27 protein-coding genes and 1 pseudogene are annotated in these 23,777 nt (G+C 41.0%); 10 read left to right on the plus strand and 18 right to left on the minus strand.

The window, feature by feature from the left end; genetic code table 11:
• Positions 1-163: 163 nt before the first annotated feature.
• Both F7734_RS24830 and F7734_RS24835 read right to left on the minus strand, forming a co-directional pair.
• On the minus strand, positions 164-433 hold the full coding sequence (locus F7734_RS24830) for a GlsB/YeaQ/YmgE family stress response membrane protein (protein ID WP_155747249.1): 270 nt from the start codon (positions 431-433) through the stop codon (positions 164-166).
• A 346-nt stretch (positions 434-779) separates the two neighbouring features.
• A complete protein-coding gene (locus F7734_RS24835) occupies positions 780-989 on the minus strand; it encodes a hypothetical protein (protein WP_155747251.1) in 210 nt (69 codons plus the stop codon).
• A gap of 478 nt (positions 990-1,467) precedes the next feature.
• Between F7734_RS24835 and F7734_RS24840 the strand changes: the two genes are divergently transcribed.
• Positions 1,468-2,166: a class I SAM-dependent methyltransferase gene (locus F7734_RS24840; RefSeq protein WP_155747252.1), complete on the plus strand. Its 699-nt coding sequence runs from the start codon at positions 1,468-1,470 to the stop codon at positions 2,164-2,166.
• A gap of 4 nt (positions 2,167-2,170) precedes the next feature.
• Here the strand turns inward: F7734_RS24840 and F7734_RS24845 are convergent, their stop codons facing one another.
• On the minus strand, positions 2,171-3,724 hold the full coding sequence (locus F7734_RS24845; RefSeq protein WP_155747254.1) for an FAD-binding domain-containing protein: 1,554 nt from the start codon (positions 3,722-3,724) through the stop codon (positions 2,171-2,173).
• 154 nt (positions 3,725-3,878) lie between these two features.
• On the opposite strand from F7734_RS24845, the gene F7734_RS24850 reads away from it, so the two are divergent.
• The gene (locus F7734_RS24850; protein ID WP_155747256.1) at positions 3,879-4,094 is read left to right on the plus strand and encodes a hypothetical protein; all 216 of its coding nucleotides are present in this window, start codon (positions 3,879-3,881) and stop codon (positions 4,092-4,094) included.
• Here the strand turns inward: F7734_RS24850 and F7734_RS24855 are convergent.
• Positions 4,088-4,603 carry a DUF3122 domain-containing protein gene (locus F7734_RS24855; RefSeq protein ID WP_155747258.1) on the minus strand — a complete coding sequence of 172 codons (516 nt, stop codon included), beginning with the start codon at positions 4,601-4,603 and terminating at the stop codon, positions 4,088-4,090. The genes F7734_RS24850 and F7734_RS24855 overlap by 7 nt on opposite strands.
• A gap of 815 nt (positions 4,604-5,418) precedes the next feature.
• Positions 5,419-6,399 (minus strand): type III glutamate--ammonia ligase, encoded by a 981-nt coding sequence (gene glnT, locus F7734_RS24860; RefSeq protein ID WP_347566277.1) that lies wholly within the window; start codon positions 6,397-6,399, stop codon positions 5,419-5,421.
• Between the two features lie 30 nt (positions 6,400-6,429).
• On the opposite strand from glnT, the gene F7734_RS62215 reads away from it, so the two are divergent.
• Positions 6,430-6,636 (plus strand): hypothetical protein, encoded by a 207-nt coding sequence (locus F7734_RS62215; RefSeq protein ID WP_207714201.1) that lies wholly within the window; start codon positions 6,430-6,432, stop codon positions 6,634-6,636.
• 12 nt (positions 6,637-6,648) lie between these two features.
• Here the strand turns inward: F7734_RS62215 and F7734_RS63815 are convergent, their stop codons facing one another.
• The 5 genes from F7734_RS63815 to F7734_RS24880 all read right to left on the minus strand — a co-directional run bounded on the left by F7734_RS63815 (position 6,649) and on the right by F7734_RS24880 (position 9,671).
• The gene (locus F7734_RS63815; protein WP_243147060.1) at positions 6,649-7,299 is read right to left on the minus strand and encodes an IS200/IS605 family accessory protein TnpB-related protein; all 651 of its coding nucleotides are present in this window, start codon (positions 7,297-7,299) and stop codon (positions 6,649-6,651) included.
• Positions 7,253-8,311 carry a PspA/IM30 family protein gene (locus F7734_RS63820; protein ID WP_243147061.1) on the minus strand — a complete coding sequence of 353 codons (1,059 nt, stop codon included), beginning with the start codon at positions 8,309-8,311 and terminating at the stop codon, positions 7,253-7,255. Before F7734_RS63820 ends, F7734_RS63815 begins: the two co-directional genes overlap by 47 nt.
• A 358-nt stretch (positions 8,312-8,669) precedes the next feature.
• Positions 8,670-8,933, minus strand: a complete 264-nt coding sequence (locus F7734_RS66235; protein ID WP_347566278.1) for a recombinase family protein — start codon at positions 8,931-8,933, stop codon at positions 8,670-8,672.
• A 117-nt stretch (positions 8,934-9,050) separates the two neighbouring features.
• Complete coding sequence (locus F7734_RS24875) at positions 9,051-9,194, minus strand: hypothetical protein (RefSeq protein WP_207714199.1); 144 nt, start codon at positions 9,192-9,194, stop codon at positions 9,051-9,053.
• A gap of 246 nt (positions 9,195-9,440) precedes the next feature.
• Complete coding sequence (locus F7734_RS24880; RefSeq protein ID WP_243147062.1) at positions 9,441-9,671, minus strand: hypothetical protein; 231 nt, start codon at positions 9,669-9,671, stop codon at positions 9,441-9,443.
• A gap of 330 nt (positions 9,672-10,001) precedes the next feature.
• On the opposite strand from F7734_RS24880, the gene F7734_RS24885 reads away from it, so the two are divergent.
• Together F7734_RS24885 and F7734_RS24890 are read left to right on the plus strand one after the other, a co-directional pair.
• Positions 10,002-10,568, plus strand: a complete 567-nt coding sequence (locus F7734_RS24885) for an HD domain-containing protein (protein WP_155747260.1) — start codon at positions 10,002-10,004, stop codon at positions 10,566-10,568.
• Between the two features lie 179 nt (positions 10,569-10,747).
• A complete protein-coding gene (locus F7734_RS24890; RefSeq protein WP_155747262.1) occupies positions 10,748-11,710 on the plus strand; it encodes a fatty acid desaturase family protein in 963 nt (320 codons plus the stop codon).
• Positions 11,711-11,986: 276 nt separating this feature from the next.
• Here the strand turns inward: F7734_RS24890 and F7734_RS24895 are convergent, their stop codons facing one another.
• Entirely contained in the window at positions 11,987-12,421 is a 435-nt protein-coding gene (locus tag F7734_RS24895; protein WP_155747264.1) for a hypothetical protein, read from the minus strand.
• 485 nt (positions 12,422-12,906) lie between these two features.
• Here F7734_RS24895 and F7734_RS24900 point away from each other — a divergent pair, with 485 nt between their 5' ends.
• Positions 12,907-13,437, plus strand: a complete 531-nt coding sequence (locus F7734_RS24900; protein WP_243147063.1) for a Uma2 family endonuclease — start codon at positions 12,907-12,909, stop codon at positions 13,435-13,437.
• Here F7734_RS24900 and F7734_RS24905 read toward each other — a convergent pair.
• The 4 genes and pseudogenes from F7734_RS24905 to F7734_RS24920 form a co-directional block, all read right to left on the minus strand.
• Positions 13,372-13,593, minus strand: a pseudogene (locus F7734_RS24905) (type II toxin-antitoxin system mRNA interferase toxin, RelE/StbE family); the annotation flags it as partial. The gene F7734_RS24900 and the pseudogene F7734_RS24905 sit on opposite strands and share 66 nt — an antisense overlap.
• Positions 13,590-13,811 carry a hypothetical protein gene (locus tag F7734_RS24910; RefSeq protein ID WP_155747268.1) on the minus strand — a complete coding sequence of 74 codons (222 nt, stop codon included), beginning with the start codon at positions 13,809-13,811 and terminating at the stop codon, positions 13,590-13,592. The pseudogene F7734_RS24905 and the gene F7734_RS24910, both read right to left, overlap by 4 nt.
• A 78-nt stretch (positions 13,812-13,889) precedes the next feature.
• Positions 13,890-14,675, minus strand: a complete 786-nt coding sequence (locus F7734_RS24915) for a tryptophan-rich sensory protein (RefSeq protein ID WP_155747270.1) — start codon at positions 14,673-14,675, stop codon at positions 13,890-13,892.
• Between the two features lie 19 nt (positions 14,676-14,694).
• The gene (locus F7734_RS24920) at positions 14,695-16,386 is read right to left on the minus strand and encodes a glycosyltransferase family 39 protein (RefSeq protein ID WP_155747303.1); all 1,692 of its coding nucleotides are present in this window, start codon (positions 16,384-16,386) and stop codon (positions 14,695-14,697) included.
• A 206-nt stretch (positions 16,387-16,592) separates the two neighbouring features.
• Between F7734_RS24920 and F7734_RS24925 the strand changes: the two genes are divergently transcribed.
• From F7734_RS24925 to F7734_RS24935, 3 genes are all read left to right on the plus strand, one after another.
• Entirely contained in the window at positions 16,593-17,237 is a 645-nt protein-coding gene (locus F7734_RS24925; protein ID WP_155747272.1) for a class I SAM-dependent methyltransferase, read from the plus strand.
• A 190-nt stretch (positions 17,238-17,427) separates the two neighbouring features.
• Positions 17,428-17,940: a hypothetical protein gene (locus F7734_RS24930; protein ID WP_155747274.1), complete on the plus strand. Its 513-nt coding sequence runs from the start codon at positions 17,428-17,430 to the stop codon at positions 17,938-17,940.
• A 115-nt stretch (positions 17,941-18,055) separates the two neighbouring features.
• A complete protein-coding gene (locus F7734_RS24935) occupies positions 18,056-18,943 on the plus strand; it encodes a hypothetical protein (protein ID WP_166482129.1) in 888 nt (295 codons plus the stop codon).
• A 122-nt stretch (positions 18,944-19,065) separates the two neighbouring features.
• Here F7734_RS24935 and F7734_RS24940 read toward each other — a convergent pair whose 3' ends face one another.
• Positions 19,066-19,803, minus strand: a complete 738-nt coding sequence (locus F7734_RS24940; RefSeq protein WP_155747277.1) for a hypothetical protein — start codon at positions 19,801-19,803, stop codon at positions 19,066-19,068.
• A 302-nt stretch (positions 19,804-20,105) separates the two neighbouring features.
• Positions 20,106-20,807 (minus strand): DUF4079 domain-containing protein, encoded by a 702-nt coding sequence (locus F7734_RS24945; RefSeq protein WP_155747278.1) that lies wholly within the window; start codon positions 20,805-20,807, stop codon positions 20,106-20,108.
• A 475-nt stretch (positions 20,808-21,282) separates the two neighbouring features.
• Between F7734_RS24945 and F7734_RS24950 the strand changes: the two genes are divergently transcribed.
• Positions 21,283-23,553, plus strand: a complete 2,271-nt coding sequence (locus F7734_RS24950) for a glycosyltransferase (RefSeq protein WP_155747280.1) — start codon at positions 21,283-21,285, stop codon at positions 23,551-23,553.
• On the opposite strand, the gene F7734_RS24955 is transcribed toward F7734_RS24950, so the two are convergent.
• Positions 23,543-23,776, minus strand: coding sequence for a hypothetical protein (locus F7734_RS24955; RefSeq protein ID WP_155747282.1), 234 nt, complete (start codon positions 23,774-23,776; stop codon positions 23,543-23,545). The two genes, F7734_RS24950 and F7734_RS24955, sit on opposite strands and share 11 nt — an antisense overlap.
• Position 23,777 lies beyond the last annotated feature (1 nt).

Below are 23,777 nucleotides of genomic sequence, written 5' to 3' on the forward strand. Positions count from 1 at the left end.
TCTTTTATTTCTGTTCATTAGTTTCAAAGCAAGTGCTTCTTTTCTTCAATAATGATAGCGCTCCCTAACTAGAGAGGAGCGCCATTTTTCTTATTAAATTCAGGGATAATATATAGAAATTCGCTCCCTGAGGTTGACTATAAATTTAGTGTATTTTAATTGATTACGCTGCATGACGGGTAACTAAATTCCAAACAAAAACAGCAACAAGCGCACCCAGAACTGCTAATGCGATACCAGGAATACTCAAAGTAGAAGCTGCCAAGCTAAATTGTCCGGTGCTGAAGAATACACCCAAACTGCCACCGACAAAAGCACCGATAATTCCCAACAAGATAGTTCCCAGGATTCCGCCACCTTGATGTCCGGGATAAATAGCCTTAGCTATAGCTCCAGCAATCAAACCTAAAACAATCCAAGCAATAATGTTCATTGTTCTTTTGGGGATAAACTTTTTAATTTCACAATGACATAATAACAATTCAAACTTCTATTTCCAATCTGCCATCAGAACTAATTATTTACAAGTCTTAAGTATGAGTTAATTAGGTTTATTTCTGAAGATATACATCGCTCCTAAGAGATTAAAAAACTCCTAGTTAGTCCCAAACTAGGAGATGGAAGAATTATTGCTTGGTAATTGCATTCTAGGAATTTTTCAAAATTTATCTGTTCTCCCAAAGAAGTAAAACTTGGGAATGAATTTGCTTTGGGTAACCGCGTCAAGTCGCTATCTCAAGTCCAAAACATTGACGAGCACGCTTATTGAAAGTCATTCGTCACCATTCATACAGCCAAAGCTCTTCAGACTCAACTTTTTGGTATCCAGCTTTTGCAAGTGAATTAAGTATAAAGGAGTTTTGAGGGAACATTCCGCTAACTGTTTGGTAACCCATACAGTGTGCCAGTTGGCGCAACTCATGCAGCAAAGTCGGTAAGCTTTCATTGTCGCCTGTAACAAAACCAACCAGTCCGTAAATTAAGGACAAGTTAATAATGCTGCTTCTTATTCGTTAAACAATCAAACGTTGAGACACTAAATTTCTCACTCCATGTCTGATGTTTTCTGTCAATGCGTAAGTCCTATAATTGTATAAGTGACACGCGATGTAGGAGGAGGAAGTGAACTGGAGTAATCCAGAGTAAATCGGAGCAATTCGACTTACTGACTCCACCATGACTCAACCTTGAACTAGTTTCAAGGTTACCCGTTCCGGGTTTCAGTCCGCTTAAGAGTCATGACTTAATGAAGTTAGCCAGCTTCAAGCGTCGGGTTAGGAACATGACTGCGTCACACAGTGCAACACCAAAACCTATTCACAAGCTCTTAAGCAGTGTCGAGGCAAACAATACCCCGAAAGGGCGTGCTCAAATGAGCAACAACGTAAATTTGGGGTGCGGTTAAGTCCGATTCACCCCAAATTACTCAAAATAATCCTCATTTTTGTCTACTTAGTTACATGACAAATGACACTAACACAATTCTCGGATGAACTTATAAATACGTGGTTAGAAGATGGTCAATGTATTAGAGAATACTATTCTCAACTGGTTGCAAAGGAGGGACTAAAATCAGCAAGAAGTATCGGAGAAAGAGACGAAAAAAGAGATTTTCGAGTTTTCGAGCGGCTTTTTGAAAAAGTTTCGATAAGCTCTAATTGTTCAATACTAGATATAGGTTGTGGCAAAGGAGAACTTCTTGATTACTTGTCATCCCGGTTTCCTAATATTAGCTACTCCAATTATCTTGGGATTGATATTGTCCCGGCTTTCATCCCAATAAATCAGCAGAAAGTTCCCTCACAAGAGTTTAAGTTAGTTAACTTTATCGACCCCTCTTTTACTCCAGAAAATAAATTTGATATTGTTTTAGCGCTAGGAGTTTTAGTAACAAGAGTACGACACTACGAATGTTTTGTAGAGTATTTTGTTCAGAAAATGGTTAAGTGCGCTAAAAAGTATGTCCTCTTTAATGTCATTTCTTATATTGAGCCATCTTCCTCTAATTACTCAGATCCGTTGGGAGTTGGGCACTCCACAGTCCTTGACACCAAAACTTTACACTCAATCATAGACAATGTTTGCTGTTATAAGTGGTTAGTGGAACCTTACAACATCTTTCCAGACGCGACTGACCTTTTCGTACAAATACAGTTAGAACAGTAAATGTTTAATTCTCAATCTGAAAATCTTTTTCCTTGAACTGCTTGTATTGTTTATCTTTGGACTCAAAGTATTTTTCAACGGTTGTTTTTGTGGCTATAGCACTTTCTAACTCATCACCACCACTCACCAGCAGACGTTCTCGCACCCGTTTGCGAATGTCAGAAACAATTTTACCGTTAACTTTACGAGTCATTGACCAGTCTAGAATTGGTGGTGGATATAAACCATGTTCGATATACTTGCCTTGAAGAATTTCAGGTAGACTATACCCTAGTAACTCTGGTGCCCAGTGGTAAATGAAGCGTAAATCTGAATCTTTCTCCTCAATATTCTTATTAGGATTATAAATACGAAAAGTGTCACTTAAGGGATTAGTAATTCCTGCCTGCATTTGCCACTGCCAATTATCGATCGCCAAATCTCCATCCACCAAATAATTCATGTAGTGTCTAGCACCATGATGCCAGGAGATACCGCAATTGATAGTTAAGAAAGTAGCACACATCGCCCGCATACGGAAATTCATCCAGCCCATTGTTCTGAGCTGACGCATACTGGCATCAACCATTGGGAAACCAGTTAAACCCTCACACCAAGCATGAAATAACTCTTGTTGCTGTTGGGTAAGTTCATCTGGTCTGTAATACTCGTCAAATTCAGGATAACGATTGGTATATGCTATCTCTGGATGAAAGTATAACCGTTGAGTAAAACTATCGTGCCAACGCAATCGGTCTCGAAATGCCTTGAGAGAAAATTCAGCCTTTGGTTGATCGGCTAGTTCTATTGCTCGCGCTTTCGTGCGTTGGTAGACTGTGCGGACTGAGATTGTACCAAAAGTTAGGTGTGGTGATAGATGAGACGTTGCTTTTTGTTGTGCCAACCAGGGACGTGACAGTTTCCAATGATACCCATGAAATCGTTTTGTGAGAAAAGAATTCAGTGTGGAAAACGCTTGTGTTTCTCCACCTTTAAAGTAAACTCGCTTTGTTTCGTAAAAAGTACTGTACTTTTGCTTGAGTTTGGTGAAAGTGAGTTGGGGTAAATTGAACGATAACTGTGGGGTGTTAATGCGAATTGGCGTCGGATGTGGAGATTGCCTAACATAAGTGTAGTACTCCTCAAACCACCGATCGCGATGGTCATCATCTGTCTGTAAGAAGTTGTTGAGACCGATGTGGCATTCCAGATTGAATTGGTGGTAGAAGTTAGCGATCGCTCTGTCACGACTTATTCCATATTCAACTTGCACGTCGCGGTTAAAGTAGAGCTTGGGTTTGTGCCCAAGTTGAATTAACTGTTGGGTAAGTTGTTGCAAAATATCTACTGAATTTCCCTCAAATAGATAGAGTTGACTGCCCAATGAACGTAAGTTTTTCTCTAAATTTTCTAAAGACTCAAATAAAAATCTGACCCGTGCCTTACCTACCTCTGATTGCTCGTAAAACCAGGGATCGATAATAAAGCAAGGTAATACTTGGGCATTATTATCAGTTGCCCTAGCTACGCTTTCATTATCGCTTAACCGCAAGTCCCGTCGAAACCACAGAATGTGCATACATTAGTACTATCACTCCACTTCTATTTTGGCATTTTTCAGGTGGTGTGGGGCGATTGCAAATGTACGTTAAGTACTAATTGTGCAATACGCCAGAATATATGTCATGACGTTATTGTCAATAGATGATGAAAAAGACATTACTTGACAGCTTATGCTTATCATTCCTATGTTCCCTTTGAGTTGGCTCGCTCGAGAGAGATTGATATACTATGAGCATGAAATAACCCATGGCAAGCAACCAACTGCATTTACACTCTCTGTTTTGGATATTAAGCAGCCAGTGGTTTGGAATGGCGACCCTGAGATTACCGAGCATTGGTGTTTGGCTCATTATCTCCTTGATGGTCACCATAAAACTTTTTATTGAACAACATTGTTAAAATCAGTAATTAACCACTGCCATTCTGTAACTACCTCTTTAGGTATTGTTAGTATTAAGCTTTTCTTTCTTTGTAAAGGTAGGTATAGTTTCAAAGCATCAATTGTTTCTAACTTTGGTAGTACATCAGCAAACTTATATTCGCCTACGTTAGGTGCAGGAGACTTTTCTGAGTAAACATCAGTTGCGGTTAATATCTTGCCGTTTGCTGTCAAAATTTCGAGTGCTTGTGGGTGTGCGAATTCCACGATACCAGGAAAGCCCACCAATCGCAGATGAATATTCTGCAGTCTATCATCATCAAAGACTTTGAATAGTAATATCTGCCAAGCGTATCCTGTATCGTCTTTGATAGACACTTGGGAATGATAGCGCAGAACCCCTGGTGCATCATGATGCGGACGTAGTAGAGCAATTGCTTGAGGAGCGATCGAGACCCAATTCATCAGTACGATAAACATTACCAGGAAACAGCGTAACAATAATGTTGTGACCATGAGGCAGCTTGTAGACGATGGCAGAATTTTCTCATTTTTATCTCGATTGAAACAATCCTCAATCAACTTCCGTTGGTAATTGTCACTTTTGGGAAAGCATCGCTCCACGAAAAATTTTCCACTGTTGGGGCGATCGCCTAAAAAATATCAATAAACAAGTATTATTGGGACTCTTGGAGGGTTATTTAAAAGCTTAAAAAATGTTATTTTTCGTGAATTTAAATATAACATATTAATATCATATTTGTCCATAAATCAATAAGATTTTACAAAGAGCCTAAAGTCTGATTTTTCGTTTTATGGAAAATAATATATATTTATTGAAAACGTAATTTTAAGTATTAATACATTAGTGAAAGATATGAACCTCTCACTAGCGTTGCGGCACGCCACCCGCTATAAATAAAAGAAACACCTTCTTTCCCTTACGTCCCAACCTACCAAATAAAAGGATTTTGGGAATTCGCTAGCAGTCAGTGTCATAAACGTGGATCGTGGGTAATCAAGTTTTCTAAACCCTAAAGTGTCACACTACGAATTTTGAACGTTTGAGGATTTGAGGTTGGCGCTCTTCGCAGCTTACCGTAGGTATCGCCATCGAAATTCTACACAATTTTGTATAAAATACAGCTTTTATAGTTAGTAAAACTCCGAAAAACCCGATTGTGACAGTAGGGGGTGCGGAAGGGGGGTTAAAACCTGGATTCTCTCTGGTTGCATTGCGATCGCCTGTTAAAGTGGTGTACAGCATTTGCAAGTAACCAATATCTCGATAGGGATGGTACAAGTTATCAGTTCTAACAAAAGTTGTGCTGCTAGCAATCTAAAGTATTTTCCAATTCCCAAGGGGTGATGCAACTACTGTAGTTATTCCATTCCTGATGTTTTAATTTTAAATAAGCTGCCGTGAACCGCTCTCCCAGAGCTTGGGGTAAAACTGTGTTTGCTTTGAGGCTGCGTAAAGCATCCAATAGGTTTGACGGCAACTGTTTTACTCGTTCGCTTGTTTGTGGCTCTGTATAGCTGTTGAAGTCAGAACGCGGTCCGGGATCGCGCTTGTTGGCAATTCCATCAAGTCCCGCAGCAATGAGTGCAGCGCTTAGTAGGTAGGGATTAGCCGCACCATCAGCCAGACGAAACTCGAAGCGATCGACATCAGGAATGCGGATTGCATGAGTGCGGTTATTGCCGCTATAAGTAATGGTATTGGGTGCCCAAGTTGCCCCTGAAGTAGTCACTTTGGCGTTGATTCGCTTGTAGGAATTGACAGTAGGATTTGAAAAAGCACACAGCGCCTCGGCAGAATGCAACACGCCTGCAATGAACTGGTAAGCTAGAGGTGAAAGTCCCAATTCTCCCTGCTCGTCGTGGAAGAGATTTGCGTTAAGATCTGTGTTCCAGACAGAGAGGTGAGTGTGACAGCCATTACCAGTCAAATGAGGAAAAGGCTTGGGCATAAAGGTAGCACGCAATCCGTGCTTTTCGGCAATCGTTTTGACCATATATTTGAAGAAAGCATGACGATCTGCGGTGACGAGGGCATCGGCATACATCCAATTCATCTCAAACTGACCGTTTGCGTCCTCATGGTCGTTTTGGTAAGCGCCCCAATCGAGGCTTAACATACCGTCGCAGATTTCCCGAATTACCTCATAGCGGCGCATCAAGGCTTGTTGATCGTAGCAGGGTTTAGAGGAGCGATCGCTCCTCAATGCCCCCCAGTGATATGCCTGCTGTGCGCCCATTGACCAGCCATAAATCAGCGCTAAACGTTCAATTTTGAATACGGACTGCAACAGTTGTTCTTGAGCGCGAACATTATCTACATGGCTAAACCAAAAGCCTTCTTCACTCGGTCTACAATCAAAGCAGTTGCTGGGCGAACTCGACAGTCCATTGCCAAACATATTGGGAACGATAATGAACCAACGGCTGGGGTCGAGAATACTATCGGGACGAATCAGCCACTCAATGTCGTAATGTTGCGCTCCGTAAGAAGTTGGGTAGAGGATGACATTGCGGCGCTACTCTAAACCTGGGCAAACTTAAGGATTTAAGCCCTTAAGGACAGGGATGCCGATAGCGCAAGGCTTTTTACGGATATGAGGGGTCACTAAAACCTGCACAGTATCAAACCTCCTAGAGGTCTTTGTTTGCCGTAGCGTGCCGTGCAAAAGACAGTTAGTCTTTACCTGTTTGATACCGGGAGAATAAAATTTATGACGTTTAAAAGCGCCACAAATATCAATCTTCCTAGCTACCTTCTTCCAAGCTCCCGACTTCAATTTGTCCTCTGGCTTCTTGAAGTAAGAATCAAGGCGTTTGGGTAATCTTTCAGTCCGATTCTGACCGCGCCGCGCTATTACCAACGCTGCGGCACACCCAGAATTCAAACCAGAAATTGCCATGTATTTCGTAACACCAATAACACTGGTGTAAGCAGCGTCAACTTTAATCAGTTCTACCCCAGATTTGATGCATTTAGACTCAATCATTTGGGTAAACTGACTGTACGCCATATTAGAAAGCATCCGAGCGTACTTTGCGCTTTTCTCCTTCATAGATGCTTTCTTTTGGGCAAAATCTAAATCTTCAATAACTATGGGTACGCCGTACTTCAATGCAATTCTAACTATTTCAGATACAGCCTTACCAATAATGTATGATTGTTTGCGCCGAGCGCTTATCCTGAACATTAATCTTGATAGTTCCGTGGCGCTTTAAATTCCCATGACGATCTATTAAACTCCAGTCAATACTATTAGGATTAAAGTCAATGCCTAGAGCACCCTGTTCTAAGGATGTTTGGATTACTGGATCTACTGTTTCGAGGGTTGCATTAACATAAAAATTCCCATCTTTGTTAACTATTTCATAAGTGACAGGCTGAAGGCTTCCGTTCCTAGATGTCCCTTTCTTCTCTCCGTCTTTTCCTTTCCGTGTAGAGGTACGTTTCACTGGTTCTATAGCAGCTAGTAACCAATCGTGACCGTAGGGAAAATTAATATTATGAAGAGTTACAGTATCACCATACTTCGCTCTTAAGTTAGGGGTAACCGTCAAGGTCAAAGTATGTAAATTAGCATCATATCTAATTAACTGATTTCCACTTTGATAGTTTTTTGAACCTATAAAGAATGAACGATTAGACCGTGTTGAGCGCCAGTCTTCAAGCCATTCCTGCTTGTTGTTGTACCCATTCTTTTCTAAAGAGTGCTGCTTTTCAAATAATTTAGACGAACCAAAAGTTACTGTAAAATGTCCGGTAGCTTTCGCCTCTTTTAGACGGTGAATTTTAGCGTCTAGCTTGTTAATTTTCTGTTGCTTGAAGTGAATTCTCTTTTTTAATTTTTTAGCTGTGGTTTCCTGCCCCAACACAACAGCTTTGTTTAGCTTAAACTCTAATTTCTTAATAGTCCGTCGAATCTCTTTGATGCAGTCGTAGTTGTCCTCTATGTATAGATCTACTAACTCAGCTTGCGAGCTATAAGCAGCCGTCGCTTTATTGTAAGCGTTTTTAGCCTCTGAATTGGAAATACCAAACCTTTTTTCAAGCTCCTTGCAAATTGTCTTTTCTAATTCAGATTCTTTGGTTGTTGTCTTACCAATTCGATTTCTTAGCACAAATGCTGTTCGGGTAGCTTGTCCGAAAAGTATCCCGTAGTCTTCTAGATAATCTAGCGCTGGCTTATTTTGATTAGTGCTCATTGCAATTGTTTGGATAGTTACGACGGACAAGCTTTATCACCCCCTTAAATTTTTTAGCTTCTTGTCATTATACACAAGATTCTAACTCAATTGAGTTTGTTTACTGAAATTTTTTTGGCGCTTTTATCTAACTCCTCAATCAACGACTTATTTTGATGACTCCGTAACCCATACAACCGAGCGGAAAACAAGGGTTAGACTTCTAACTCGTCTTGCACCAACTCTTGTTCCGGTGAGGCATTAACATCGTGGTTAATGATTATGACCTCAACCTTTAATTGTTCGCGTGCTGGAGAAAATTAACTCAGCACCAAACCTTAATAAACGGTCTTTATGCGTAACCACTAGCCTTCTTACTTCACTCCTCTAGAAGTAGCCTCACTAACCTCGATAAACCACGTTTATTGTAGTTAATCCCTGAACCTATATCGGTGATTAGTTCATATTTCCAACCTTGTCGATCGCAGTCACCTGCAAGCACAAGTCCCTGACGTTGCAAATCGTCTTTCTGTGGGCGAGTGCTTACTCGTGCATAACAAATTGTTTTACCTTCACGCTCAGATGTTCCCAGAAGTTTAGCAACATCATACCGTCTATGCCCACCATTGGTACGTTCTGCCACAATGCAAGCCTTCCTCCTCCCACATAGCTCAAAGTGTCCGGATGTACGCCTAACAGGTCACTCGCATCTTGAATTGAAATCTTCGGTATAAGTCAAATCTACTTAACTATCCTTAGATTAACCTAAAATTTTCGCAGTGGAACTTACCCGATCGCTCGCAAGTTCGCCGTAGGTTTGGTACACCAGTTGCGCTTCGGGTAAAACCGCACCACACTGTAGTTGAAAGTTCTTTAACGTTAGACAACCAATCTTGTTTGTCATTCCTCTAACTGTCTGTCTATTTAATCAAACATTACCACACTGAGAATCGACTCACCTTTACACCTAGATAACACGGGAGGCAGGTAGCCCCGTAACTTTAGTTCGGGGTGGAATGCCCTTCGGGTTCGCCAGTCCCCTACGGAGGGATCACCGTAGGGGCTGGTCTCACCGACACGAGCAAATTTATTTGCCGTGAAGAACCTGAAACTTTATTTGCTGTTAAATATTCTTATCAATGCGATCGCCTTATGCCGCTTGCTGATTCAAAGAATCCAACCAAACTTTCAATCTGTCCCTCTGCTCTAGACTGACAAATCGGCTGCCTTGCCCTAAAACCTCTCGTGGGAAAATCGCACGTAGGTCTGCCAACATATCCGCATTTTCACAAGCCTCCAAACACGAAGCAACATACCGTACCGATTCTTGGGAAAGCCATTCTGATGTCGTGTGAGCGTTACAGATCTTCATGGAAGTCATGCCTCCAAACACGGTGCTTCTTTTCCAAGAAGTTTATATCGCGTTGCTTGCTGCATTTACTAGATCGAATTTTACATTTAATTTTAAGAGATAAAAATCTGTGTTAGTCGGGGTGCGTTCAATGCACAATCCCATGCCTCACCGTGGTCAAGTGTAATTTTTTACAACAGCACTTTTATTTATGCCTTTTGTCTCAAGCCAAAGCTATACCGGGTTGTCTTGATGTTCGTTATGGAGTGTAAAGTAAAAATGTTCGAGTTCTAAGTGTTGGGAGCGCTCCTAAAAGAAACGTTGTAGGCAATAATGGTAGTAGCGCCTCCATAAGAATATATGAAACAAAACTGGTTGCAAGAAGTTTATATCAAAGCCTATAGATTTGCCGCACTCGCACACTTGGGTCAAAAAGTGCCAGGTACGGAAATCTCTTATATTCAACACTTAAGTTTTGTCAGCATGGAAATCATTGCTGCTTTGAATATAGAAACAGAACGTGACGGTAATTTAGCAGTTCAATGTGCCCTTTTGCACGATACCATTGAAGATACAAACGTCACTTTTGAGCAAATAGAAGCCGAATTTGGCTTACCTGTAGCTAATGGTGTACTTGCACTGACAAAAAACTCAAGCTTAGAAAAATCTCTCCAAATGTTAGATAGTTTGCAGAGGATAAAAGAGCAACCGCAAGAAATTTGGATGGTCAAGTTAGCAGATAGAATCAGCAATTTACTACTACCACCACCACACTATTGGACTCAAGAGAAAATTATTCGATATCGAGAAGAAGCTATGGTCATTTATGAAGCTAAAAAAGAGGCAAGCCCTTTTTTAGCTTCGCGGTTAGCTGACAAAATCGAAAACTACAAAGAGACTTCAACAGGACTATCGCCTATCGTTTAACTTAAAAAAAAATAAGAAGTCTAGTAACTTGGTAACAACATTACCTCATCTGAGAGGCTTCACTAGATGCGGTAGAGCGTAAGCGTTAAGCTTTCGGCTTATTGCTCTAGAATCAACTGTATGAGTTGTACTATACTAAGTTTGTGATATTTATGTTTACGTTTAATTACGCTTGAATTATGTCTGGTGATGCAATGGTTCAAAGGGAATTATTAGATAATCAAGCTCAAAAACTCAATCACGCACGTCAGATTCTGAATGTAAAGGAATTAAGTATTTTGAACGAGCGCTCTAACATAACTGGGCTGCTTTATCTAACCGGACATCTTACTATCCTTGGCTGCAGTGGCTACCTCTGGGCAACGAATTGGGGATATTGGTTGGTGGCGATCCCAGCATTGGTAATTTATGGCTTTAGTATTGCTTCCATGTTTGCACCAATGCACGAATGCGTTCACCGAACTGCTTTTGCTAACAATCGTTTGAATGAGGCTGTGGCTTGGTGTGCGGGAGTGCTCTCTTTTTACAACAGCACTTTCTATCGTCATTACCACAAATGGCATCACCTTTATACTCGGGTTCCAGGTAAAGACCCGGAACTGACCGACCTCACACCACGTAACTGGAGTGAATATCTCTTGGTACTTAGCGGTTTACCTTGGTGGGCAAACAAGATACGCGGGTATTGTCGCGCTCTACTAGGTCAACTTGATGATTGCCCATTTATACCAGTTGCAGAGAGAGCCGAAGTCATTAGCTCCATCAGAGGGCAATTAGCTGTTTATGCAGTCGCGATCGCTGTGTCAATAGCGTTCAGGCAGCCTTGGTTTGTGCTCTATTGGCTGCTGCCGCTCATTGTAGGTCAACCTATTCTGCGTTTTATTTTACTAGGGGAACATACAGGTTGCTCGCTTGACGCTAATCCATTAACCAATACGCGGGTAACACTAACCCTGTCGCCTGTGCGATTTTTCATGTGGAATATGCCATTTCATGCAGAGCACCATTTGTATCCATCAATTCCTTTCCACGCATTGCCTAAAGCCCATCAGCAGTTGAGTTCATACTTTACCCACGTCGAGCGGGGCTACATCAAAGTCAACCGGGACATTATAGCTAAATTGGGACAGTTACAAGCATGAGGAAACCGCATTGAGGGCAAGACGCGAATAGCGATCGCGCTTCTAAAACTGCATAATTTACCAAGCTTTCATTGATAAATATTTAAAGTCCATTAAACTAGACAATACTAAAAACGCCTGTGGATGTGAAAGCATTTGCAGGTTTCCTTGTATGCAGGCGATAAGGATGAGTGCTCCTAAACTGAACCTTTGATGAATAAAGCGAAAGGAGTTAGGGTGGGCGCACTCAAAGGTATCATTGCCCCCTTAGGAGCGAAAACTCATTGCTCTTACAGCTTAATTAGAGGAGTTTAACTCCGGACATAAATAGCGAAACGCATTCTCCCAAGTGGCCCCAACTATAGTACCTCCTTTGTCTAGATCGTATCCCCATTTTTCCCAATAAACATTTGTAAATTCTTTAGCTAACTTGATGGCTCTGTCTTTATACAAAATTTCATTTTGCCATTGCTCTTTTGCTTGGCAAAACTGTTTACCCTGCTTTAGAGAAAGGCGTTGCTGCTCGGAGTTATTTAAATAGTAATTACTATCTATTAAGAAGAGTACATGACTCACTGAAATTTTGACGGCTTGGATAAATTTCTCTTCTTTGGGTAGCGAAGAATCTACTGGTCTATGAGTTAGCCAATAATCAAATGCTAAAAACATTGATACCAGTAAGAATATACTGCGTATAACATTATTTCTAGAAAATTTTGGTTCTCCATTCATACTTCCCCCTTCAAGAAGCTCAATAAACCTTTTTCTACCAACGCCAATCTCTAACCTTTGACTTTAAACAAAGTCAGAAGTTTGGTAGCTTAGCCATAGCATTGCCTCATGTTAAATACTTCAACAGAAGCGGCGCTTTTTCGGATACCCATTAAAGTTACTTAACATAATGACTGTAGTCGGAATTTCACAAGTAGAATCCGGAATAATACCAGACAGCAATGTAGTTACTTGGAAATTTAACTTTTGACTCCGTACAATGCAGCCTATATCTTAACTACAGTGCGCTAACACAGGAACGCCACAATGCTGCTTGGTAAACGCGAGGTTTACGCTGCCCAAGTCCACCATCGTCGTGCCTTCCATTTGTTGGCTACTTCAAAAAGACTTATCAGGTGATGGAGGTAGTTGGTAGATAAAATGAGAGATAAATTTAAGCATATAAATTTCTGTGAGTGAAAGCGTCTATAATCGCGAGGGGTTCCATGCAGTCAGCCACCACCAATCCAGTTCGTTGGACGACTTATGACTTACAAATTTTTGAAGGCGATCGCGTCAATCGCTACGAAATTATTGACGGAGAATTGTTTGTGACCAGAGCACCAGATTGGAAGCATCAAGCAGTTTGCATCAACATTGGAACTGTACTGAAGCTATGGTCAGACGAGAGCGGTTTGGGTCAACCTGCCGTTACCCCTGGGATTGTTTTTTCAGAATCAGATAATGTCATCCCTGATATCGTTTGGGCAAGTAAGGAACGTTTGGAACGATTGCTAGATGAAGCAGGACATCTAACAGCAGCTCCAGAGTTAGTCGTTGAGGTTTTATCTCCTGGCAAAGCAAATGAAAGACGGGACAGGGAAGCCAAGTTAAAGTTGTATTCAGTTTTAATACACATCATCGTGAGAGCCAATATCGATGAGAACAATCTTATCCTCATCAGAATCGGGATTTGGCTCAAATTTGTAGATGATGCGGCAATCATATTCAACCCAACATGCCCACAAACCTTCTAAATCGCCTTTCAACTTGTGTGATTTTAACGAAGGTACAAAGGGATCGGCTATAAGTAATTCCAAAACTTGGAAAATTTTTTCTTCTAACTGAGAATTCTTACGAATAACTTTCTTGAAAGCACGCTTGAAGCTACTATCCCAAATGATAAGTCTCATTCGTTACTCAGTAAATCTCGCCGTAGGTCTTCAAGTGTACCACATTTGGCTGTACCTGCTTCAATTGCTGCCTGCGTTTGTGCGGCATTTTTAGCAATTTCTTTACGCCTTTGTTCAATCCGCCTTTTCTTTATTAAATCCAGTAGCAAATCTTGGTCTTCTCTTGGAAGCGCCTCAAAGTCTTCAATAACTGTCTGCAAAGATACAAACTTACTCATCGATAAAATTTACGTGTTTTTGATTTTGTATTATCTTATTTTATCTAAACTATATTAACGTTAGCAAACTATGAATGTTTAACCGGAACGGCGGCTAAGTAAGACTCTAGTAACAATGAGAACAATAAGAGCGATCGCTAAAACCAATGCCAAATTTCTTACAGTTGCCTTATCCCAATTTTTAACACCAACGGCAACCAATGCCCAAACAGTAACCCCTGTATAAGCGCCGTCTTGATACTGGATTGCAATGGCTATAGTAACAACAGCTGCTACTATCAACAAAATCAACGTCCATACTTCTGCAGAAATCCCCCCTCCATTCCAATTTTGAGCATACAAAGCACAAGCCACATTCACAATTGTTGCTACACTAATCCATCCCAAGTAAATACTAATAGGAAAGTGTACGCACCACTTTTTAATACGAGATACAGGATTTTTCCCAATTTCCAATCGCAAGTAGGCAACAATTAGAGGTAGCAAAATGCCTAACATTGCGACTACTGAAAGAAAAAAGAGTCTATCTAGAAAAAGATATACCCAGATACTTTGAGCTAGACTGGCGATAACCAGTAAATAACCTATATTGCGTAAATCGGGATCTTGCTTTTGATTGGGAAGAAACTGATAAACTGCAAAAGCAAACAAACCCAGGTAAATCAAACCCCAAATTGCAAAGGCATAGTTAGCAGGAATAATTAGAACATTTCTAAATAATGTATTAGAAATTTCACCAATACTTAGCCCATTTAATGGAAAAATATTAGAGATAACATTCACTACAAAAGCGGTTGCGATCGCACCTAGTGTAAGAATTTGACGAAGAAAATCATTGTCTAATCGGAAGTTAGACTGCTGCATGGTTTTGGTTCAACAATATCTATTTTTCTTTTAGCTTATCGTTATTTAGAAGTTGAATTAAATTGACCTTTTGGACGGTACCAACAAGACGATAAGGCTGAGATACCAAAGTCATTTTTTTTGCAGGAATCCAAGCATAGCTAGCAGCCGGAAGTTCAGAAACTTGTTGTACCTTCTGTCCGTGATGAGGGGTGTAGAAATTCAACAAAACTCCAGTTTTTCCACCAATTTGGACAAAATAAACGGGTGAAGAAGACAAAACTTGAGCAATCTCAGGCTGATGAATAAAAGCTTTCAAATCTGGATTATAGTCACCTATGATACCAGTACTACCAGCAACAGCCAAAGTTAACCAAGCAGGAATTAACCACCCTGCTATCCAATAGCGAACTGTTAAAAACTTTTGATCGTAATGATAACGAGCAATCCAAATTGCAAGTAAAATCAGCCAACCTATTCCCAATACCAATCCCATAGTCGCATACTTGCGAACTTCTGCATCACCTATAGTAAAAGCCACAACACCTGCTACTGACAGTACAACACCCAATCCACCAAAGGCATAACTGAGATTTCGGGCTAAGGAGGAGGGGGTGAGGGAGTGAGGGATTCCTTGTGTATTTTGTCTCCTTGTTCCTTTGTCAGTCTCCATGACTAAACGAAAATTGGTATAACCTCTACCCAACCAATTCAAACCCACAGCACCCAGTAAAGCAATGAACGGATAGAGGGTGAGACTGTAGTGAGGTAAGCGAGTCGGGAAAAGAGTTAGTTCGACAAATAAAGTCAGAGGAAAACCAATAAGGAGGAGATGGTAGCGAGGAATGGGGCGGCGTAGAACTACGCCCAAGCCTAAAAGACTCACAAAAAACCAGGGAAATGCTCGAACTGGTAAGTTCCAGAAATAAAACTCCAACCCATTATTATTCCGATCGCCAGAACTCAACTTCATTACAAAGTTGATTAATTCTGCAAAACCGTTTTTGCCATAGTGGTGAAAGTTGAGCCAAAGCCAGATACCAGTAGGAATTAAACCTACGACAAATCCCAAGTACAACATTGGGTTGGTGAGATGACGATGGCGGCGATGCTCCCAAATTAGGTAAGGTAGCAAAGCGACGATGGGTAAGACAATCATGAAGCTTCTCACTAAGAAGCCCAAACCAAAACTTAAACCAGCAAGAAAACTCCAGAAAAAGCGGTATCGGGGATGTAGTTCTGCTTTTAAGAAAGACCAAATAGCCAAAAGTACCAAGAAAATCATAGGTACATCGGGTGTACCCAAGCGACTGTACTGCAACCAAAGGAATTCAACACTTAAAATGGCAGCAGCTAACCAACCCACTTTTTTGCCTAAGAGAATTCTGCCGATTTCGTATAATAGTAACACGCTGAGAATGCCTGCCATCGCACTTGGCAGTCGCACGCTGGTTTCATTAATCCCGAACAAGGTATAGGCACTGGCTATTAACCAGTAGGGACCGGGAGTTTTATGATGGGGTGTTGACCATGGATGTATCCAGTCACCTGACTCTACCATGAAACGCGATCGCCAAGCATAAAGCCCTTCATCATGTGCCATCAAGCTGTCTTGCCCCGAGTTAAACAGCAGTAGCGGCAGTGTCCAAAGTAACAAGCTTATATAAGGAAAACCCCATAATATCTCAGTAAAAACCCTATTACGATAAATACATTGTGCTTTATACAACATTGAATTAAACCCAGCCAAATTTTTATTTGGCTCCTTGAGTGTTTGTATCTATTTATAGAATACGTATTGTGGTATCAAAATTGTTGCCAACGAAAATGGGAATTGGGCATCGGGAATTGGGAATTGGGCATCGTAAAAGCTATTCAAGACAGCATTACCCCATGCCCATAGCCCATAGCCCATAGAACTACCTTGAAAAAACATTTATGCCATTAAGACCAGAGCAACGCGATAAGCTAGACATTACAGATGACAAGCTGTTTTACGAATATCCCCGCTTCGTCACTCATGTGGATGAAGGTTTTATTCAACAGCTAATTGACTTGTACCGCGAGCGACTCAAACCCAACACCCGTATCTTTGACATGATGAGTAGTTGGGTATCCCACCTACCAGAAGAGATGGAATTTGAATATGTGGAAGGACATGGGCTAAATGCTGAAGAACTAGAACGCAATCCACGGTTGAATCATTACTTCGTACAAAATCTCAACGAAAACCCCCAACTTCCTTTACCAGACCAAAATTTTGATGCCGTACTCAACTGTGTTTCCGTGCAGTACTTACAATATCCAGAAGCAATTTTTTCAGAAATTCACCGCATTCTTAAACCGGGTGGTGTAGCAATTATCAGCTTTTCCAACCGAATGTTTTTCCAAAAAGCAATTCAAGCGTGGCGCGAGGGTAGTGAAGCGAGTCGAGTTGCACTGGTGAAAAGTTACTTCTCTTCTGTACCGGGCTTTTCTCCTCCTGAGGTTATTGCACGCCAGTCAACAGCTCCCAATTTACTACAGTGGTTGGGAGTTGGAGGGGGAGATCCATTCTACGCTGTCATAGCACACCGCAATTGAGAATGGCGATTGGGGATTAGGGATTTGCGACTGGGGACTGGGTTTTTCCTTAACCCCTAACTCCTAACCCCTAACCCCGACCTTACGGTAGTTGCACTCAAAAGTTATTAGAAAGTAAATTTTTCAAGTAAACACTACAGGAAAGCAGATAATAAATTGCCTGTAAGTTAAGCACATGGAGGAGGCAAAGATGATTTTCCCTCGTGTCCGTAGAGTATTGGTGGCTTTGTTGTTATGTTTGTTACTAGTGACAACGGGGTGTGCAACGAAAGCCCCCGGACGATTCGATCAAGTACAGCAAGAAAGTAGCAGGCAAAAAAGCGGTCAAGCTGTCGCTAAAGAAGCAACCCAAGGTAGCGAATTTAACAAATTCTTCCCCTCTGCTGGTGATGGTTACCAACGAGTTTTTACCCAAGAGAAAAAAGGCTTTGCTGAAGCTAAGTTGAAGCAAGACGGTAAAGATATAGCCATGTTAGCCATTTCTGATACAACGAGTGTTCCAGGTTCGGCTGCTACCTACTCAAATAGCACAACAAAAATAGCCGGTTATCCCGCACGCCAATTGGGTAATACTCAAACATCAGTACTGGTAAACAATCGCTACCAAGTCAAAGTGATTTCCCGCGATCCGTCATTTACAGCAAGCGATCGCGAAGCATGGATACAAAAATTCAACCTTGATGGTTTGGCAAAACTGAAATAAGGCTAATGGCTAATGGCTAATGGCTAATGGTAAGAACGCAATTAACAACTAACAATTAGCAATTAGCAATTAGCAATTAGCAATTAACAAACTACATAACAACAAGGAGTATTTTGTGGCTAAACCTATTTTTGAACTGGTTGACGAGCTACCAACCGGCGGTTTGACAGTGTCAATGTTGAACTCTCTGGATTTCGTAGCTCCGGGCCAATGGCACAATGTGGTTGGATTTGTCAATACCATCAAAACTGTAACTGGCGAAACTGATGACGCCCTAATTCAAGCGATTGGTGAAAGAGCAATTTATCTCTACAACGATCGCTCTCAAGGGTACCAACGCGCCATGTGGCTTTATCAAACTGTTGACAGCACAGATAGAGCACTTGGTGCGGCAGCGTTAGCGAATAAAGTCGGTGAAAAAATTCCTCTTTTTGGCTTTCTCAACAAAGTAACTCCCAAATCTGATAAAGCCCAAACTATTGATTTATGTATAAAGTTAGTTGCCGAGTTGGTAGCTTTCTGTCAAATCAATGGTATTCCTGGAGACAGTATTGGAGATTTTGTTGCTTCTTTAGGTGAATATAGTGGTGAGTCGCTCATCCGTATGGTTGCCTTAGTTTGTGTAGATGGCTTACTGCCTCTTGGTCCTGATTTTATCAGCACAGCATTATCCAGAATTAGCCAGACAAACCCCCAAGAATTGGAACAGAATGCCACTTACCAAAACATTCAAGATGCAATTCCTGGTGGTGATTCTCGCGGAAAACTTAACTTTATTGGGGAAAGCTTTGACTCAGTTAAGGGTTGGATGAGCGGTTTGGTTGCTTCCAATGGTTTAACGCCACAAAAAGTTGCTCACAACTTGCAAAGCTTCCTTGATGTTGCAGATGAGAATCTAGACTATTTAGCTGCATTCCTGGATGTTTCAACCAACTACTACGAGCATACAGGGACACAAACTTTAGCACGCCGTCTTATTGAACGGGCATTTGCTGAAATTTAATTCTTACCAAGTATTCACCTAAAATCAGCCTAATGGCTGGTTTTTAAACCTCATCAGTTACGTATATTGATACAGGTGATGTGCTTGTTCTTTTTCCGTGAAGGCACGGCAGTGCCGTGCCCTTACTTCGGTAATTTGACTCCCTGTACTATTACAGGCATATGCGGTTCAAAATTCCGGAAATTTTCCACTTTATCAAACTTCCCTGTTGCGGAGGCTGTGTCAAAGGCAGTTGTAATGACGTACAGGGCTTTACCGTCAAAGGCAACATAACCGCGATGTTCTTCATGAGATCCACCTTGTTTTTTCAGCCCTGCAAATCCGTAGTACACTCCCTTCAGTTTACCGACTTGTACTGTTTGAGGGGGCTGGGATGAGAAGGTAATTTTGTTGCTGTACTCTCCCTTACGATCTTTTGCCAAAACACTGTAGTGCTCAGAAGTCCAAAGTTTCAGTGCTGAGGTTACCTGGTTTTGGTTCTTCGGGTCTTGGTAATCTATTTTAGAATTTGCTGGAATACCGACTTGTACCAGCATTTTTTGAAAATTTGGTAGTTTGTCTAAAGGGTATACTCCCATCTCAACTGTACCCAAAACTTTTTCTTGAGAAGATACGCAGAGTAAAGGTGCAGTTCCTTCACAAGGTGAAACACTCCAGCCCGATGGGGCGCTCGTTTTCCCTAAGATTGTCTTCCAGATATTGCCTTGAGTTGCTTGTGAGTTAGCAGCACTCCCTTGTACAACCGCAGGTTGCTGCGATTTATGGGCAGCTGAAAACTTAGAGAAAGCTTGTATCAAGCCAAGTGGTGTTAATACTGAAACAACAAGAGCACCAAGGAGAACGTGATAGAGTCTTAACATAAGTTTTATAAATATAATTCGTTTTACCATTTTAGATTTTGGATTTTAGATTTTGGATTGAAAAAGCCTTAGTTGGGCTTAATTTTAACCAACGATCTGTTGCATTCCTGTTTCAAAATGGTACGAGTTAGCAGATAACATTATCTGCTAGCTTTGTGGATATCTTATGAAGATTCAGCTATTTCTTCTCGTGTTCCGGATTTGTCATTTGTCATTTGTCATTTGTCATTTGTATACATTATTCTCCCTTGTCCCCATGTCTCCCTTATCCCCCATGTCTCCCTTATCCCTATTCCCTACCCCTACCCCCTAGGACAGGTTTTGTTAGCAAAATCACATTGATAAATGTAAGGTTCCTGCCAACTTAAGGGAATTTCTAGCAAGTCTCTTGTACCTGTCATAGCTTGCCCGATAAATAGTAACAAGGCAATGCAATTTAAAATTGTGTGGACTGTACGCCAACGATTCGATCTATCTTTGTAAATATCAGGCACAATTGCTAGAGAAAAAATCATCAGCAAAGCAGCTGCTATTCCGTAGTAGTAATGAGACCAGTACCATTCATTGTCTCGGCGAAAGACTCCATCCTGATAGCCAAGAATAACTATACCCGCACCCGTTAAAGTAGCAAATATTCCCCGCCATAGCGGTGGTTTGACACGATACAGTAAGACTAAAGAAACAATTGTAACCACAAACATTACAAAAATAAAAGTAACCTGGAAAGCATCTTTAGCCCACAATTGATTTTTGATAATGTTTTTCCCAATTGGATAAGCAAGCCCTATTAATACTAATCCCACAACTGCGCCTGTTAGCCAATTCCCAAGCTGTCTGTGTTCTACTCCTACTACAGGCGGAATCTTGCTTTTCTGCGAATTTTTGGATTCCAAGCGTCGCTGACGTGTTTGCCATGCAAAGTTAACTACCATGCCAATTAGAGGAAATACGAAAAAGACTGCGATCGCTGGATGGACAAGACCAAGAAAATCTGCTAACTCCATAGAACACCTTTTTACACAAACTTGTTTAGCGCGAACACTGTAATTTCGTTTTTTTCAATCCTAAAACACAACCTATGGTGTATTTAGCTACTTTAAGGCAACCGACCGAGCAACACTCCTTCTCAAATTTATTGCTAAGGTTACTTTAAACTGTATTTTCAGCAGTTAAATGAATGCAAGCTGAGAATTTTTTCAAAAAATCCCCTGAGTTCCAAGAATTGATTTCTCATAGCATTCTACTCCTGACAACCAAGTTATTAATTTTTGTTGCAGAACCTTCGTATTTTGTTGTAAAGTATATCAAATGTTTACAATGGTGTTGACTTTAAGAATTCACCAAACTTGACCAAGCGTAAACTCGTACAAGCTCGAAAATTTTGTTTATGGAAAAAAAGAAGTTGATTCACAAGTGTGAGGATTAACTGAACTTCAGTCACTGGTTACTGCTCATTGGTCATTGTTAAGGGATTTCAAAATGATAATTACAAAGTTGAGTAAATACAGCCTCAAACTTGTTCGTCAGCGAGGTTTCCAAGTCCATACAGCAACATTTTTTCTATTAAGCATCTTTGTCTTATTTGGTGCTGTTATTGCAGCGTGGTTTGCAGGTGACGAGGTAATCGGTCATGCTTTTGCGGAGATTAATGAATGGCAAAAGAACCCGCCGGTTTGGTTAACTGTGCCAATGGTGCCAAAACAGTATTTACTAGCACCCACTGTGTTGCTATTCCTATCTGTCTTGGCGATTGTAAAAATTTCTCCCCAACCTCAGGCTTGGTCTCGAAGGTTTGTAGTAGGAATTTTACTGTGCTTGACTTTGCGTTATGTTCTTTGGCGATCGCTTTCCACGCTCAATTTAGCTAATCCTCTCGTAGGCGTTTTCAGCGTAGGGCTATTCGTGTTTGAAATGTTCACGCTCCTGAATACGATTATTCAGCTATTTCTGATGCTTAATATCACAGATCGCCGTCAGGAAGCAACTAGAAAATCGCTCGCCGTTCTTCATGGAATCTTTACGCCATCCGTTGACATTTTAATACCAACGTATAACGAACCCGCTTTTATTTTGCAGCGTACAATTATTGGCTGTCAAGCACTAGACTACCCTAAGAAAAAAATCTATCTTCTGGATGATACCAGCCGTCCGGAAATGAAACAATTAGCTAAAGAATTAGGATGTGAATATGTAACACGTCCGGATAACAGGTATGCCAAAGCGGGAAATTTGAATCATGCTGTATCTCAAACTGATGGCGAGCTGATTGTTGTTTTTGATGCAGATTTTGTCCCCACTAAAAATTTCCTGACCCGCACAGTTGGCTTCTTTCAGGATGAAAATATAGCACTCGTGCAGACACCTCAAAGCTTTTATAATGTTGACCCTATAACCCGCAACCTTGGCTTAGAAAATATTCTCACTCCAGACGAAGAAGGATTTTATCGTCAACTCCAACCTATTCGTGATGCAGCAGGTAGCTTAGTTTGTTGTGGTACTTCCTTTGTTGTTCGACGCAGTGCATTAGAAAGTGTGGGTGGGTTCGTGACAAATTCTTTAAGCGAAGACTATTTCACGGGAATTCGTTTATCTGCTCGAGGCTATAACTTAATTTATCTCAACGAACAATTGAGTGCAGGTTTAGCGGCGGAAAACATTGCTGCTTATGTAACTCAACGACTGCGTTGGTCAAGGGGTACATTGCAAGCATTTTTTATTAAATCCAATCCTTTAACAATTCCCGGATTGACTCTCATCCAACGATTGGGTCATTTGGAAGGATTGTTGAACCACTCTAGTAGTATTGCTCGTGTTTACTTCCTTTTGATACCACTTGCCTACTTATTTTTAGGTGTGATTCCCATTCATGCAACCGCAGTGGAAATTCTATATTTCTACCTACCTATTTATATAGTAAATCTGACAGTTTTTTCTTGGTTAAATTACCGATCGCGCTCTGCTTTACTGTCAGATATTTATTCCCTAATTTTGTGTTTTCCCCTTGCATTGAATCAAATAAAAGTGATGCTAAATCCCTTTACTAAAGGATTTAAAGTCACACCAAAAGGACAAACAAGTGATAAATATTATTATAACTGGCAATTAGCAATTCCTTTGATTATTTTATTTCTTGCTACCGCCCTTGGCTTGTGCCGGAGTTTAGGAATGTTTATGTTAGATAGTTCTTGGACTGCGGCAGTCTCACCAGAACTAGATTTAGAAGTTAAAGGTATTCGATTAGGTTGGTATTGGAGCGCATATAATTTAATAACGATCGCTATTTCTCTCCTGGTATTACTAGATGCACCCAAATTAGACAGATATGAATGGTTTGATTTGAGAAGAGTCGTTCGGCTACAGTTTGGAGAACAAAATTTTTGGGGAGTATCAAGAATGATTTCAGAAGGAGGAGTGGAAATTGCTCTCACGCAAAAGCCTCCCTTTGATTTAGTTGAAAATGTACCTGTAAAGGTAGAAATTACAGAAGAAAACTTACTGCTGGATGCACAAATATTGTGGACTGGTTTGAAAGATGAAACTTCGACAGTAAGAGTTAGATTTGAATCAGTCAGTTTGCCCCAACAACGCCGACTTGTGGAAATGTTATTTTGTCGTCCCGGACAGTGGAAGCGCAACAACGTACCAGGAGAGTTCGGTTCGTTGTTGTTGATCTTGAAAATTTTGTTGAAACCGCGCATTCTGTTTAATAGAAAAGTCGTGCGTACTCCCCTTGCTGTTGCTAAAATTTGAAGACCCCCATCTCGATCGAAAGACCCCCATCTCGTTCCCAGGCTCCGCCTGGGAATGCCTTGGGAGAGGCTCCGCCTCCTAACTCAGTCCACAAGCTCTGCGGAGCCTGCTGTGCTGCATTTTGTACCTCTGACTGGGAACGAGAGATAGCATCCTTCAAGAAGTCGGGAATTTCAATCCCAAATTCCAAATCCCAAATCCAAATCCCAAATCCCAAATCCAAA

It is taken from the genome of Scytonema sp. UIC 10036 (assembly GCF_009725235.1).

Excerpts from the sequence above, each read along its gene's own strand:
- F7734_RS63815 (WP_243147060.1), bottom strand. The coding sequence starts at position 7,299 with ATGTTCAGGATAAGCGCTCGGCGCAAACAATCATACATTATTGGTAAG.
- F7734_RS24900 (WP_243147063.1), top strand. The coding sequence starts at position 12,907 with ATGCAGTCAGCCACCACCAATCCAGTTCGTTGGACGACTTATGACTTA.
- F7734_RS24920 (WP_155747303.1), bottom strand. The coding sequence starts at position 16,386 with ATGTTGTATAAAGCACAATGTATTTATCGTAATAGGGTTTTTACTGAG.
- F7734_RS24830 (WP_155747249.1), bottom strand. The coding sequence starts at position 433 with ATGAACATTATTGCTTGGATTGTTTTAGGTTTGATTGCTGGAGCTATA.
- F7734_RS24850 (WP_155747256.1), top strand. The coding sequence starts at position 3,879 with ATGCTTATCATTCCTATGTTCCCTTTGAGTTGGCTCGCTCGAGAGAGA.
- F7734_RS24930 (WP_155747274.1), top strand. The coding sequence starts at position 17,428 with ATGATTTTCCCTCGTGTCCGTAGAGTATTGGTGGCTTTGTTGTTATGT.
- F7734_RS24845 (WP_155747254.1), bottom strand. The coding sequence starts at position 3,724 with ATGCACATTCTGTGGTTTCGACGGGACTTGCGGTTAAGCGATAATGAA.
- F7734_RS24910 (WP_155747268.1), bottom strand. The coding sequence starts at position 13,811 with ATGAGTAAGTTTGTATCTTTGCAGACAGTTATTGAAGACTTTGAGGCG.
- F7734_RS24915 (WP_155747270.1), bottom strand. The coding sequence starts at position 14,675 with ATGCAGCAGTCTAACTTCCGATTAGACAATGATTTTCTTCGTCAAATT.
- F7734_RS24880 (WP_243147062.1), bottom strand. The coding sequence starts at position 9,671 with ATGACTTCCATGAAGATCTGTAACGCTCACACGACATCAGAATGGCTT.
- F7734_RS62215 (WP_207714201.1), top strand. The coding sequence starts at position 6,430 with ATGGCTAAACCAAAAGCCTTCTTCACTCGGTCTACAATCAAAGCAGTT.
- F7734_RS24840 (WP_155747252.1), top strand. The coding sequence starts at position 1,468 with ATGACACTAACACAATTCTCGGATGAACTTATAAATACGTGGTTAGAA.
- F7734_RS24855 (WP_155747258.1), bottom strand. The coding sequence starts at position 4,603 with ATGGTCACAACATTATTGTTACGCTGTTTCCTGGTAATGTTTATCGTA.
- F7734_RS24940 (WP_155747277.1), bottom strand. The coding sequence starts at position 19,803 with ATGTTAAGACTCTATCACGTTCTCCTTGGTGCTCTTGTTGTTTCAGTA.
- F7734_RS24925 (WP_155747272.1), top strand. The coding sequence starts at position 16,593 with ATGCCATTAAGACCAGAGCAACGCGATAAGCTAGACATTACAGATGAC.
- F7734_RS24895 (WP_155747264.1), bottom strand. The coding sequence starts at position 12,421 with ATGAATGGAGAACCAAAATTTTCTAGAAATAATGTTATACGCAGTATA.
- F7734_RS24885 (WP_155747260.1), top strand. The coding sequence starts at position 10,002 with ATGAAACAAAACTGGTTGCAAGAAGTTTATATCAAAGCCTATAGATTT.
- F7734_RS63820 (WP_243147061.1), bottom strand. The coding sequence starts at position 8,311 with ATGAGCACTAATCAAAATAAGCCAGCGCTAGATTATCTAGAAGACTAC.
- F7734_RS24950 (WP_155747280.1), top strand. The coding sequence starts at position 21,283 with ATGATAATTACAAAGTTGAGTAAATACAGCCTCAAACTTGTTCGTCAG.
- F7734_RS24875 (WP_207714199.1), bottom strand. The coding sequence starts at position 9,194 with ATGACAAACAAGATTGGTTGTCTAACGTTAAAGAACTTTCAACTACAG.
- F7734_RS24945 (WP_155747278.1), bottom strand. The coding sequence starts at position 20,807 with ATGGAGTTAGCAGATTTTCTTGGTCTTGTCCATCCAGCGATCGCAGTC.
- F7734_RS24890 (WP_155747262.1), top strand. The coding sequence starts at position 10,748 with ATGTCTGGTGATGCAATGGTTCAAAGGGAATTATTAGATAATCAAGCT.